The 14,404-nt window shown below is 34.2% G+C and carries 11 protein-coding genes; all 11 read left to right on the forward strand.

All coding sequences use genetic code 11. The annotated features are described in order from the left end of the window. The first annotated feature begins 5 nt into the window (after nt 1–5). The gene (gene ruvA / locus BR77_RS01250) at nt 6–626 is read left to right on the forward strand and encodes a Holliday junction branch migration protein RuvA (RefSeq protein WP_010054255.1); all 621 of its coding nucleotides are present in this window, start codon (nt 6–8) and stop codon (nt 624–626) included. A gap of 41 nt (nt 627–667) precedes the next feature. After that, the gene (gene ruvB / locus BR77_RS01255) at nt 668–1,678 is read left to right on the forward strand and encodes a Holliday junction branch migration DNA helicase RuvB (RefSeq protein ID WP_016356490.1); all 1,011 of its coding nucleotides are present in this window, start codon (nt 668–670) and stop codon (nt 1,676–1,678) included. A gap of 16 nt (nt 1,679–1,694) precedes the next feature. Further along, nucleotides 1,695–2,726, forward strand: a complete 1,032-nt coding sequence (gene queA / locus BR77_RS01260; RefSeq protein WP_015076674.1) for a tRNA preQ1(34) S-adenosylmethionine ribosyltransferase-isomerase QueA — start codon at nt 1,695–1,697, stop codon at nt 2,724–2,726. Nucleotides 2,727–3,390: 664 nt separating this feature from the next. Then, nucleotides 3,391–4,002, forward strand: a complete 612-nt coding sequence (locus BR77_RS01265) for a TetR/AcrR family transcriptional regulator (protein ID WP_015076672.1) — start codon at nt 3,391–3,393, stop codon at nt 4,000–4,002. A gap of 31 nt (nt 4,003–4,033) precedes the next feature. Beyond that, on the forward strand, nt 4,034–5,179 hold the full coding sequence (tgt, locus tag BR77_RS01270; protein WP_010054263.1) for a tRNA guanosine(34) transglycosylase Tgt: 1,146 nt from the start codon (nt 4,034–4,036) through the stop codon (nt 5,177–5,179). A 102-nt stretch (nt 5,180–5,281) separates the two neighbouring features. Continuing rightward, nucleotides 5,282–5,659 (forward strand): preprotein translocase subunit YajC, encoded by a 378-nt coding sequence (yajC, locus tag BR77_RS01275; RefSeq protein WP_015076671.1) that lies wholly within the window; start codon nt 5,282–5,284, stop codon nt 5,657–5,659. 179 nt (nt 5,660–5,838) lie between these two features. Next, on the forward strand, nt 5,839–8,412 hold the full coding sequence (mprF, locus tag BR77_RS01280; RefSeq protein WP_035063746.1) for a bifunctional lysylphosphatidylglycerol flippase/synthetase MprF: 2,574 nt from the start codon (nt 5,839–5,841) through the stop codon (nt 8,410–8,412). Nucleotides 8,413–8,443: 31 nt separating this feature from the next. Next, complete coding sequence (locus BR77_RS01285; RefSeq protein WP_010054266.1) at nt 8,444–8,725, forward strand: post-transcriptional regulator; 282 nt, start codon at nt 8,444–8,446, stop codon at nt 8,723–8,725. Nucleotides 8,726–8,985: 260 nt separating this feature from the next. Next, nucleotides 8,986–11,595, forward strand: a complete 2,610-nt coding sequence (gene adhE, locus BR77_RS01290) for a bifunctional acetaldehyde-CoA/alcohol dehydrogenase (RefSeq protein ID WP_010054267.1) — start codon at nt 8,986–8,988, stop codon at nt 11,593–11,595. A 548-nt stretch (nt 11,596–12,143) separates the two neighbouring features. Then, nucleotides 12,144–12,791, forward strand: coding sequence for a metal-dependent transcriptional regulator (locus BR77_RS01295; RefSeq protein WP_010054269.1), 648 nt, complete (start codon nt 12,144–12,146; stop codon nt 12,789–12,791). 426 nt (nt 12,792–13,217) lie between these two features. Further along, entirely contained in the window at nt 13,218–14,348 is a 1,131-nt protein-coding gene (gene dinB, locus BR77_RS01300) for a DNA polymerase IV (protein WP_015076669.1), read from the forward strand. Nucleotides 14,349–14,404: the final 56 nt, after the last annotated feature.

Here is a 14,404-nt window from a genome sequence, read left to right on the forward strand (position 1 = left end):
TAAAAATGTATGAATATATTAAAGGTACGCTGACCTTTGTGGGTCCGGCATATATCGTGATTGAAAATGGTGGCATAGGGTATCAACTATTAATTGCTAATCCATTTCGTTTTTCAAGTAAATTAAATCAAGAAGTTCAAGTATATGTGTATCAAGCTGTTCGTGAAGATGCAATCACGTTATTTGGTTTTAAGGACTTTAGTGAAAAACAACTTTATTTAAAATTAATCAGTGTGTCTGGAATTGGACCAAAAAGTAGCTTAGCTATCTTGGCTAGTGATGATCATGCCGGTCTAGTTCAAGCAATTGAAGGAGACGACGTAGCCTATCTAACTAAATTTCCTGGAGTGGGCAAAAAAACAGCCTCTCAAATTGTCCTTGATTTAAAAGGTAAGTTAGATGATTTAATGACTCCAGCAGATGGTGTTATAAGCGGTGCTTTACAAGAGAAATTAACGTTGCCGACAAATCATGGTCATGTTGAGGAAACTCTTGAAGCATTGGCAGCATTAGGCTATAGTGGGAAAGAAATCAAACGAATTGAACCACAAATACGAAGTTTAAATGAACACTCAACAGATGCTTATTTACGAGCTGCTTTGCGTTTATTGATGAAGAAAAAATAGTAAACAACTAGCTAATTACGGAAAGAAAAGTGGTGAATAAGATGAATGACGAAGAACGCATCCTATCAGGGGAAAGCGAAAGTTACGAAGAGCAATCCTATGAAAAATCCTTACGTCCTCAACGTCTAAATCAATATATTGGCCAGACGAAAGTAAAAAAAGAATTGACTATTTACATTGAAGCGGCTAAAACTCGTGAGGAAGCATTGGATCATGTTTTATTATATGGACCGCCTGGATTAGGTAAAACAACAATGGCTATGGTCATTGCTAATGAAATGAATGTTGGAATCCGCACCACAAGTGGACCTGCTATTGAAAAAGCGGGTGACTTGATTGCTTTATTAAACGAGTTAGAAGCCGGAGACGTTTTATTTATTGATGAGATTCATCGAATGCCGCGCATGGTCGAAGAGATGCTTTATTCCGCAATGGAAGATTTTTTCGTTGATATTATTGTTGGTCAAGGACCGAGTGCTCACCCAGTCCATTTTCCTTTGCCACCATTTACGTTAATTGGAGCAACAACAAGGGCGGGCTTATTATCAGCACCTTTACGAGACCGTTTTGGAATTGTTTCGCATATGGAGTATTATACAGTCAAAGATCTAAGTGATATCGTCTTGCGTTCTGCAGATGTTTTTGAAACTAGAATTGATGGAATGGGTGCTCTTGAAATTGCTAGACGTTCTAGAGGAACACCACGGATTGCCAATCGCTTGTTAAAAAGGGTTCGTGATTTTGCCCAGGTTGAAGGAAATGGGGCTGTTAGTCAAGAGATTGCTGACGAAGCCTTAGCTTTATTACGTGTTGACCAAGCTGGATTAGACTACATTGATCAAAAAATGTTAAAAACAATGATTGAATTATATCGTGGTGGACCGGTGGGGCTCTCAACGATTGCTGCAAATATTGGAGAAGAAACTGAAACTGTCGAAGATATGTATGAACCTTATTTATTACAAATGGGCTTTTTACAACGCACCCCTCGGGGACGAATAGTAACCAAACTAGGCTATGACCATTTAGGTTATCCTTATCAAACTGACTAGTAGGAGAAATGATGTTATGTTAACAACAAAAGATTTTGATTTTGATTTACCAGAAGAATTAATTGCTCAAACACCATTAGAAGATCGCTCAGCATCTAAATTATTAGTGCTAGATCGTGAAACGGGAGCAATCAAAGATAAGCATTTTACAGATATTTTAGATGAGTTATCCGAAGGTGATGCATTGGTTATGAATGATACTCGTGTATTACCGGCACGTTTATATGGCACAAAACCGGAAACGGGCGGTCATCTGGAAGTTTTGTTATTAAAAAATACAACTGGTGATCAGTGGGAAACACTTGTTAAACCAGCCAAAAGAGCAAAAGTTGGAACAGAAATCGAATTTGGTGATGGACGCTTAAAAGCTGTTGTTTTAGAAGAGCTAGAGCATGGTGGAAGAATCATTGAGTTTTCTTATACGGGTATCTTTTTAGAAGTCTTAGAATCACTTGGAGAAATGCCTTTACCACCTTATATTAAAGAACGCTTAGAAGATAGCGAACGCTATCAAACGGTCTATGCTAAAGAGAATGGATCGGCAGCGGCACCAACAGCTGGTTTACATTTCACGGAAGACTTATTAGAGAAAATTAAAGCCAAAGGTGTTGAAATTGTCTTTTTAACCTTACACGTTGGTTTAGGCACATTTAGACCTGTTAGTGTTGATTCAATTGAAGATCATGAAATGCATGCGGAATTCTACCGATTATCAGAAGAAAGTGCAGAAACCTTGAGAAAAGTGAAAGCGAATGGCGGAAGAATTGTTGCTGTTGGAACTACATCAATACGGACACTGGAAACTATCGGGACTAAATTTAATGGAGAAATCGAAGCAGATAGTGGCTGGACAAGTATTTTTATTACACCTGGTTACCAATTTAAAGTAGTCGATGCATTTTCAACTAACTTTCATTTGCCACAATCAACATTAGTGATGTTAATTAGTGCTTTTGCCGGAAGAGAAAAGATTTTAGCTGCTTATCAACACGCTATTGACGAACAGTATCGTTTTTTCAGTTTTGGCGATGCAATGTTTATTAAATAAATAGTCATTATCCTAGAGGCAACTTAAGTGGAAACACTTAGTTGCCTTTTTAGTGAAAAAAGTTAAGATAGTGGCTATAAAAAAATAGCTGTTGGCTTTTCATCGCCAACCGCTATTTTATATGATTCAGAGAGGATACGAATAAACAATAAAGTGAATCTTTGTTGCCTACGCAAGTCTTGAATTTCTTTAAAAAACAAATTCGGTTCTTTTTTACTTCTTCGTGACTATCTTTCACATTTACAAAACACTTGTTAACTGTACTTCATTGAATGAGTTGACAGTTGAATCAGAAAATCTTAAAACACGATACTAAGTTTAACTTGTTCCATCAATCAAAATCTAAACAAATGAGAAATCCTTCTGTTTATTCGTATAATCATCTCTCTTTATATTTATAATATAGCATAATTAGAAAGCGTTTGCAAATTGAAAGGCTTCAACTTTTTTGTTTTAAATTTCCTACTTAAAGTAAAGCTAGTTTGTTTCAAAATGAAAAGGTCATTAAGAGGGACAAAAGTCTGATTGCTCTTGGTATTTGGCTGTGCTATACTATTCTAATGGCAAGTAAATGCTTGTATGAAAAGTAGCTCGATTTGATTAAGTTGAGCAAGAAATTTAACAGAGAAAGCTAGTTAGTTCACAGCTATTTTCTAATTATACAATGGAAGGTGTGAGTCCGATAGATGAGAAAAAAATGACGGGAACGCAGCAACGCATTATTGATGCCGCTTTGCACCTAATTTCTCAAGTTGGATATAAAAGTACAACAACAAAATTAATTGCTCAAGAAGCTGAAGTAAATGAAACAACTATTTTTAAAAATTTCAAATCAAAAGAAGCTTTAATGAATGTAGCCTTCAAACAACATGCGAATCAAATTAAAGAAGAAGTTGATTCTTTCTTTCAACAAGAATTTGAGAATTCACGAGACCTATTAAAGCGAACTGGACATTTTATTCAAGATACGTATGAAAAACATCGATATGTAGTGATTGGTTCGATTAAAGAAGTTGGAAATGAGAAAGCAAAAACGATTTTTAATTACAAACAAGAATATATTAATGCGGCTTTATCAGAGAAGCTACAAGAATTTCCCGATGCGGATCATTTTTGTCAAAAAGACTATGAAACGATTAGTTTTATTTATAATAATGCGATTGTTGCTTTATTATTACAAAAAATTCAGCAGAACGGTGAACAAAAAAAATCAGCCATTACATTGGAAAATATTATTGATATGACCTTGCGTCCTTTTGATGAGGAACAAGTATAAAAGACAAAAAGTTAGAGTAGGAGAAGAAATCATGACAGAGCCAGCAGTAAAATATCGTTTAATAAAAAAAGAAAAGCATACAGGTGCTCGTTTAGGTGAAATTATTACCCCGCACGGAACTTTTCAAACACCTATGTTTATGCCAGTTGGAACTTTGGCAACTGTCAAAAGTATTGCTCCAGAAGAATTAGATGCAATGGGAGCGGGTATTATTTTAAGTAATACGTACCATTTATGGTTGCGTCCAGGAGAAGATATTGTTGAAGAAGCCGGCGGACTGCATAAATTTATGAATTGGGATAAAGGTATTCTAACGGATTCTGGTGGATTCCAAGTATTCTCACTAAGTGATATGCGTCGGATTGAAGAAGAAGGTGTTCATTTTAGAAATCATTTAAACGGTTCTAAAATGTTTTTATCTCCTGAAAAAGCAATCAATATTCAAAATAAACTAGGTCCAGATATTATGATGAGTTTTGATGAATGCCCACCATTTGATGAAAGTTTTGATTATGTAAAGAAATCAGTCGAACGGACATCTCGTTGGGCAGAGCGCGGCTTAAAAGCCCATGCAAATCCAGATTATCAAGGCTTATTTGGTATTATCCAAGGTGCTGGTTACCGCGAGCTTAGAGAACAAAGTGCTAGAGACTTAGTTTCAATGGATTTTCCAGGATACTCAATTGGTGGTTTATCTGTCGGAGAGCCCAAACATTTAATGAATGAGGTGCTTGAATATACGACGCCTTTAATTCCTGAACACAAACCTCGTTACCTAATGGGAGTTGGTTCAGCAGATTCTTTAATTGATGGAGTTATTCGTGGAGTCGACATGTTTGATTGTGTTTTGCCAACTCGAATTGCTAGAAATGGTACTTGTATGACTAGTGCTGGTCGTTTAGTTGTGAAAAATGCCCAATATGAACGTGATTTCCGTCCGTTGGATGAAAAATGTGATTGTCATACATGTAAAAATTACACACGAGCTTATATTCGTCATTTAATTAAAGCAGATGAAACGTTTGGTTTAAGATTAACAAGTTACCATAATTTGTATTTCTTACAAAACTTGATGAAAAATGTTCGTCAGGCTATCATGGACGATAATTTATTAGAATTTAGAGAAGCTTTCTTTGAAGAATATGGTTTTAATAAACCAAATGCAAAAAACTTTTAAGAAATAAATGAAAATCGGCCGAAATAACTAGCTGAAAGCGCAAAAATTTGTTACAGTAAGTAGTGAAACAATTTGCTAAAGTAAAGAAACGGAGTGAATGATATGGGTAACTTAATTGGCTTATTGCCAATGGTCGCTGTAGTTGGAGTTTTTTATTTTCTAATGATGAAACCTCAAAAAAAAGCAGCTGATGAAAAGAAAAAAATGATGAATGCACTAAAAAAAGGGGATAGCATTGTAACAATCGGTGGTTTACACGGTGAAATTGATGAAATCAATGAATCTGATAAAACTGTTGTACTTGATTGTGATGGTATTTATCTAACTTTTGAAAGAGCAGCAATTGCGCGTGTGACAAATTCTGCACCGATGGTAGCTGAAACAATTGTTACAGAAGAAACAGTTATTGAGGCTCCTGCTGATTCAGTAGAAGAAGTAATAGTTGAAGAAAAAACAGAAACAATCGATGAAACAAAATAAATAACAAAACTTGAGGAGAATCATCACGGTTCTCTTCAAGTTTTTTTGATTTATATAGATAAAGTCTTTTTATTGTGATTTTTATTAAAAATGATAGCTATTGCTTTATATATTTTGTTAAATTAGCTATGATAGAGTTAGTATATAATAATGAGATAGATGGTTTGAGGTGGTAGAGAATGGATAAAAAATTTAAGAATGTAGTTGCTTGGTTTCAAAAACATTTAACATGGATTAAACTTTTTTTTATTGGCTTTATTTTATTATTTGTTTTATCACAGGTTTTGAAAATTGCTTCGGATATAAATTACCAAGATTTAAAAAATAATTTGTTTTCACAAAGCCCACTAGCAATTATAGTTATGCTAGTTGGTGGTTTAATTGCTATTTTACCTATGCTGATATATGATTTTACAATTGTAAAACTTCTACCAGGTGAGTTTACAAAAGAACATATTTTTAAATCAGGTTGGATTACAAATACATTTACAAATATTGGTGGGTTTGGAGGTTTCTTAGGAGCTTCATTACGAGCAACATTCTATGGGAAAAGTGCCAATCATAAAGAAATTGTCTTAGCTGTTTCTAAAATTGCTATTTTTTTATTATCTGGTTTATCAATCTATTCCATGATGGCTTTAGGTAGTTTCACTTTTGGCGACTACGGAATTGTGTTTAGGCGTTACTGGCCTTGGTTATTAGGAGGTTCCCTATATTTTCCGTTAGTTTTTATTTTTACCAAAATAAAAAGCAAAACGCTATTCGAAGATTTACCACTAAGCCGTGAATTACGACTAGTTTTTGCTTCATTATTAGAATGGGGAGCAGCAATGGGCTTTTTCATCTTAATTGGCTACTTATTGAAAGAACCGGTCCATTTAACTGAAATTTTCCCTATTTTCGTGATTGCTTCAATCGTTGGGATTGTTTCTATGGTTCCAGGTGGTGTGGGAACATTTGATATTTTCATGATTTATGGCTTGGGTCAAATTGGCGTTTCTAAAGAGCTAGCTGTTATTTGGTTATTATTTTATCGGATCTTTTACTATATTATTCCATTCTTTATTGGGATATTATTTTTTGTACATGATGGCGGAAGTAGAATCAATCAATACTTAGATGGGTTACCTAAGATCTTACTACAAAAATTAGCGCATGTTTTCTTAGTTAGTTTTGTTTGTTTTTCAGGATTTATGATGATTATTATTTCAACCGTTCCTAACTTAGCTTTTGACAATCCGATATTTGTCAGACTTTATCCTTTTACCTTTTTCTTTCTTACACAGCTAAGTAATGTTATCTTTGGCTTTTTATTATTAGGTTTAGCAAGAGGTATCGAAAGTAAAGTTAAAAAAGCTTATTTACCGACTATTATTATCTTAGGTTTTGGAATTATCAATACCTTGCAGAAAGATTTCTCATGGGGATTGACTATTTTTTTAGGTATTGTCTTAGTAGCGGTTTACGTTTCTCGACATGAATTTAAACGGGTTAAATTAACCTATTCATGGGGCAAAATATTACTTGATGGAGTTGTTATTTTTGGTACATTAGTATTGTATATTATTATAGGCTATTTAAATTCACCACGTTTTCATCATCGGAAACCAGTGCCTCATTACTTTTTATTCCCATCACATACTGTTTGGATAGCAGGTTTTATTGGAGTGATTGCTGGAATAGCGAGTTTTATGTTGATTCTTGCTTATTTAAGACGTTCAAAAGAGAAAATTGGGACTTCATTTGATGAAACTCGATTAATGCGTTTGCTGAGTCAATTTGGAGGAAATGAAGTTAGCCATTTAGTATTTTTACGTGATAAGAGATACTATTTTTATCAAGAAGAGAACGAGGATCAAATTGTTTTTCAATACCGAGAAGAAGCAGATAAATTAATTATTATGGGTGAACCGATTGGAAATCAAGCCTTTTTAGAAAAAGCAATTGTTCATTTTATGGATGAAGCTAATCGATTTGGTTTTTCTTTAGTTTTCTATGAAGTCAGTGGATCACTAGTCACAATTTTGCACGAATTAGGTTACGATTTTATGAAAGTTGGAGAAGAAGGCCATGTAAATTTACCAGACTTTACTATATCGGGTAAAAAAAGGCGCGCAGAAAGAGCTTTAATGAATAAATTAGAGCGGGAAAACTTTCATTTTTCTATTTTAGAGCCCCCTTTTATGCAGGATACGTTTACTGAATTAAAAGCTGTCTCAGATAATTGGTTGAATCATAGGCAAGAAAAAGGTTTTTCATTAGGCTTTTTTGATGAGTATTATCTTAATCAAGCAGCGGTTGCAGTTGTGACAAACGAGGCTGGAAATATAGTCGCTTTTGCAAGTATGATGCCGTCAGGAACAGATAAATTAATTTCAATTGATTTAATGCGTCATCATTTGGTTGATGCTCCACCAGGGGTAATGGATTATTTATTTGTTCAACTTTTTGAGTCGAATCGAGAATTAGGTTATGAAAGTTTTAATATGGGGATGGCACCACTATCAAAAGTTGGCATCACTAGGTATAGTTTTTTAAGTGAACGGATTGCTGGCGTGATTTATCGATACGGAACGAAATTTTATGGTTTCCAAGGATTGCGTAAATACAAAGAAAAGTATGTCACAAATTGGATTCCTAAATATGTCGCATTCCGTAAGAAAAGTTCAATTTTATTTACGATGCTTCAACTTGTTATAGTTGTTGGTAAAAAAAAGAGCCTAACTAATCATTCCAATGATCAAATAGAATAATCAGAAATGTAGTCGGAAAGGAGGAGTTAGTTTGGAGAGTAGGCAAATTTTATCTTATGAACGGATCGAACCATGGCTAACTTTAAAGGTTAAGGAATTTACTAAAGAAGGCTATCCAACCATTACTGAAGATGATTTATGGCGCTTTTTAGTTAGTTTTAGTTGGAAACGAACAACTCCAGAACACTATTATCAACAAATTAAACAAATTGTTCGAATCACTGTGAATGATTATCTTGATTTTGCATCATTAGAAGCGCAAGTCTATCAAGTTGAGTCCCTTAGTGAAATGGACTTAGAGGGTTTATTATAAATAAAAATAAAAGGGAAGCTAAATTCTTTTGTATAGTAAAGAATTTAGCTTTTTTTTGGCCTTTTTGTGAATTAAGTTCAATTTTATTTTTTAATAAAAGGTTAAAAATAACTCTTTTTTTATAATTTAAACGTTTACATTCAATATTAGTGAAAAAAATCACAAAAAACTATTTACAAAACTTGGAAAACAGGTTATGATGTTCTTGTGAAGTAATTAACAAACAAAATAAGTTTTCCAAATATAGGAGGAAGCAAAACATGGCTAAGACTAAAACAGAAAAAAAAGTAGCAGTGGTAGAAGAAAATGATGTTCAACAAATGATTGATACGTTAGCAGCAAAAGGACAAGCAGCATTAAAAGTATTAGAAACATTTGATCAAGAAAAGATTGACTACATTGTTCACCAAATGGCGATGGCAGGATTAGACCAACATATGCCACTTGCAAAAATGGCTGTTGAAGAAACTGGCCGTGGGATTTACGAAGATAAGTGTATTAAAAATATGTTTGCAACAGAATCAATCTGGAATTCAATTAAACATAACAAAACAGCTGGCGTAATTAGTGATGATCAACAAACACAAATTACAGAAGTTGCAACTCCAGTTGGTGTTGTTTGTGGTGTTACACCTGTAACAAACCCAACTTCAACAACGATGTTTAAAGCAATTATTTCACTTAAAACACGTAATCCAATTATTTTCGCTTTCCATCCATCAGCTCAAAATTGTTCTGCAGCATCTGCTAAAGTTTTGTATGATGCAGCAATCAAAGCAGGTGCTCCTGAAGGCTGTATCCAATGGGTTGAAAAACCTTCAATTGAAGCAACAAATTCACTAATGAATCACCCTGATATTGCGATTGTTTTAGCAACTGGTGGTTCAGCAATGGTTAAATCAGCGTATTCAACTGGAAAACCCGCTCTTGGAGTTGGTCCTGGTAATGTACCAAGTTATATTGAAAAAACAGCAAAAATTAAACGTGCAGTTAATGATGTCATCGCTTCTAAATCATTTGATAATGGTATGATTTGTGCATCAGAACAAGCAGTGATTGTAGATGAAGAAATTTATGATGAAGTTAAAGCAGAATTTGTGAAACATCAAGTTTATGTTGTAAAACAAAAAGAAATTGCTCAATTAGAAGCAGTGGTTATGAATGAAGGTAAATATGCCGTTAATCCAGCAATTGTTGGTAAATCAGCATACGAAATTGCTAAATTAGCAGGAATTGATGTTCCTGAAAGAACAAAAATATTAATCGCTGAAATCGCTGGGGCTGGTGAAAAATATCCATTGTCACGTGAAAAATTATCTCCAGTATTAGCAATGATTAAAGCTACTTCAACTGAACATGCTTTTGAGCTATGTGATACAATGCTTGAATTAGGCGGATTAGGTCACTCAGCAGCGATTCATACATTAAACGATAATTTAGCACGCGAATTTGGAATTCAAATGAAAGCTTGTCGTATTTTAGTAAATTCACCAACAGCACAAGGTGGTATCGGTGATTTATATAATAATATGATTCCTTCATTAACATTAGGTTGTGGTTCATACGGAAAGAACTCAGTTTCTAAAAACGTATCAACAATTAACTTGATGAATGTCAAAACAATCGCGAAACGGAGAAATAATATGCAATGGTTCAGATTACCTTCAAAAATTTACTTTGAAAAAAATTCTTTACAATACTTGCAAAAAATGGAAAATGTTGAACGTGTATTCTTAGTTTGTGATCCTGGAATGGTTCAATTTGGTTATGCAGATTTAGTTATTAAAGAGCTAAATAAACGTAATAATGCGGTTCAAATCGAAGTCTTTTCACAAGTAGAACCAAACCCATCTACAAATACAGTTGAAAAAGGTACAGAAGCTATGTTAGCTTTCAATCCAGATACAATTGTGGCTCTTGGTGGTGGTTCAGCAATGGATGCTGCTAAAGGAATGTGGTTATTCTTTGAAAAACCAGAGACAGAATTCTTTGGAGCAAAACAAAAATTCTTAGATATTCGTAAACGTACGTATAAAATCCCTGCTTTAACAAAAACACAATTTGTTTGTATCCCAACAACATCAGGAACAGGATCTGAAGTAACTCCATTTGCTGTTATTACTGATAGTGAAACACATGTTAAATATCCTTTAGCAGATTACGCATTAACACCAGATGTAGCGATTATTGATCCTCAATTTGTCATGAGTGTGCCAAAATCTGTTACTGCTGATACAGGAATGGATGTACTGACACATGCGATTGAATCTTATGTTTCAGTGATGGCAAGTGATTATACTCGTGGTTTAAGTTTACAAGCGATTAAATTAGTATTTGAAAACTTGAAAAACTCATATGAATTAGCAAATGAAGAAGCAAGAGAAAAAATGCATAATGCTTCAACAATGGCTGGTATGGCTTTTGCTAACGCATTCCTAGGAATTAACCATTCAATCGCTCATAAAATTGGTGGAGAATACAATATTCCTCATGGTCGTACAAACGCAATTCTATTGCCACATGTTATTCGTTACAATGCAAAAGATCCTTCTAAACATGCATTGTTCCCTAAATATGAATTCTTCCGTGCGGATGAAGACTATGCTGATATCGCTCGCTTCATGGGATTCAAAGGAAATACAACAGCTGAATTAGTTGAATCTCTAGTTCAAGAAATTATCAAATTAGGTAAATCATTGAATATTGATATGAGCTTGAAAGGTCAAGGTGTGACGCAAGAAACACTAGATACAACTGTTGATAACATGGCTGAATTAGCCTTTATGGATCAATGTACAACTGCAAATCCTAAAGAACCATTAATCAGTGAATTGCGCCAAATTATTATTGATTCATATATTGGTGAATAAGCGCTAATCATTTGGTAAAATAAATTGAATTAGCCTGTTAAACCTATCAGATGTCATCAAGACGCTGATAGGTTTTTCATTTTACTTAGCTAGAAAAATAAAGAATCAATGAATCCAATAAGAAAAACTTGAAAACAGCTTTGAATTTCGTTATGATTATAGGGAGCAAAAAATAAAAAGGTAATTATAATAAAAAAAGTTTGTTGAACCGTTTAACTCTGGCAGAAAAATAGGGAAATTTGATGTGACGTTTTTTGTCACCTCGAAATTTCATCTTTTTTCCGAAGAGTTGGTTCAAAAGAACTGGCCTAATAAAAAGTTTGTCGAGTCGGGGAGCTTTATTAAAAGCTTGTTGAATACTACTCAGGGTCGACTAAAGAATAGGAAAATGGGAGGAATGACGCTTTTTTGTCATTTTTACCATTTATCTTTTTTTCGAAGAGTTGGCTCAAAACAATTGGCCTAATAAAAAGTGTGTTGAGCCGAATAAATTTATAAGAAATAGCTCTATAAGTATGGCTATCTAGGCAAAAGAAAGGTGAGGCATAATGACGCCCAATAAAGAAGACTACCTAAAAATAATTTTTGAGCTTGGTGGAGCCCATGCGAAAATTAATAATAAACAAATTGTGACTGGGTTAAACGTCTCGGCTGCTTCGGTTAGTGAGATGATGTCAAAATTATTAAAGGATGGCTATGTAGAACATACTCCTTATCAAGGTGTTCAGTTAACGGATGCTGGACTTTTAAAAGCAGGAATATTAATTAGAAAGCATCGTTTATGGGAAGTCTTTTTAGTAGAGCATTTAGGGTACTCATGGAATCAAGTTCATGATGAAGCCGAAGTTTTAGAACATGTTACTTCCGGAACATTGGCAGACCGCTTGGAAAATTATTTAGAATTTCCTGACATTTGTCCTCATGGTGGTGTGATTCCTGATAAGGATGGCACGATTGTAGAGCAAACATTGCCAACGTTGATTGAAGCCAAAGTGAACGAAATGATTGAATTAAAACGTGTTCTAGATGACCGTGAGTTATTAGATTATTTAGTTGCTGCGGGTTTGAAAATTGGAGACAGATGTAGCGTATATGAAGTTGGTGCGTATGAAGGACCTATTACCTTAATAAAAGATGATGAAAAAATTCAAATTAGTTATAAAGCAGCATGTAATATGTTTATACAAATTTTATAAAATGAAAGCTAAATAGAAAGTGATTGCCCTTTTCTATAGTGCAAAAAGAGTTGTGAGTATCTCCAGGATATTTGTAACTCTTTTTTGTTATGTTCAAAATACCGAAAATCCAATAATTTTACAGTATTCAGTAGTATAACGCTTCAAAAGAACTCTTGTTCGTGTTATACTACTACTAAAAGTAGGTCAACTCTTCGGAAAAAAATACCTGGTAAAAATGACAAAAATCGTCATTCTTTACATTTCCTATTTTCTTGCCGAAGTTAACCGACTCAACGAGCTTTTTATTAGGCCAGCTCTTATGAGTCAACTCCTTGAGAAAAAGATAAAAATTCGAGGTGGCAAAGAGCGCCACATCAATTTTTCCTATTTTCTTGTCGGAGTTAACAGACTTAACGAGCTTTTTATTTAGGAGGTGTAGAAAGGATGGATGGTGTAATTCAATTTGCGGAACCTGTAAGAGATACTTCGCGAAAAATTATTCATGTGGATATGGATGCTTTCTATGCCTCTGTAGAGGAACGAGAAAATCCTGATTTAAAAGGTAAGCCTCTGGTTATCGCAAGACATCCAAAAGACAACGGGGGACGAGGTGTAGTGACAACGGCTAATTATGAAGCACGGAAATTTGGGATTCATTCGGCCATGAGTGCACAAAAAGCTTATGAACTTTGTCCACATGCTATTTTTGTTCCTGGTAGACATGAGCTTTATTCAGAAATATCAGCTGAAATTCGTGAAATTTTTAAACATTATACAGACTTAATTGAGCCGCTTTCTTTAGATGAAGCTTATTTAGATGTAACAGAGAATAAAAAAAATCTGAAAAGTGCGACTCAAATCGCCTATTTAATTCAAAAAGAAATATGGGAAACACTGCATTTAACTTGTTCAGCAGGTGTTTCATATAATAAATTTATTGCAAAACTAGCTTCTGATTACAAAAAACCAGCTGGAATCACTGTTATTCCACCAGAGAAGGCTTTAGACTTTTTAAAAGCTTTAGAGATTGGGAAGTTTTATGGAGTTGGGAAAAAAACTGCTGAAAAAATGTATGAACGAAATATTTTTAATGGTGCTGATTTATATAAGCTTAGTGAATTAGAACTCATTCATCTTTTTGGTAAAATGGGCTATTCTTTATATCGTAAGGTACGAGGGATTGATAACTCAGCAGTTCAACCTTCAAGGGAGCGGAAGTCTGTGGGACGTGAACATACTTATGGAACCCCCTTAACGACGGAAGAAGAGGTATTATCAGAACTTCGTTTTTTAGCTGGAAAAGTTCATAGTTCATTAACACGTAACCAAAAACATGGGAAGATTGTCGTTTTGAAGTTACGAAATACGGACTATGAAACAATGACGAAAAGGATTAGTTTGCCTGCTTATGTCAAGGTTAGTGAGGAAATTTTTTTTCACGCTAGAAATTTGTGGGAAGAAGTTGGATCGCTAGACAAAGGAATTCGTTTAGTGGGTATTACCATAACTGGTTTAGATCCAATTACTTTTGAAAATATTATTTTACCTTTGTGGGATAAGAATAAGTTTTATTAGTTTATTTTTTTAGGTTATCTTCTTGTTTTATAAATAACTAAGAGATTGATAAAGTT

It is taken from the genome of Carnobacterium maltaromaticum DSM 20342 (assembly GCF_000744945.1).
Lineage (GTDB): Bacteria > Bacillota > Bacilli > Lactobacillales > Carnobacteriaceae > Carnobacterium > Carnobacterium maltaromaticum.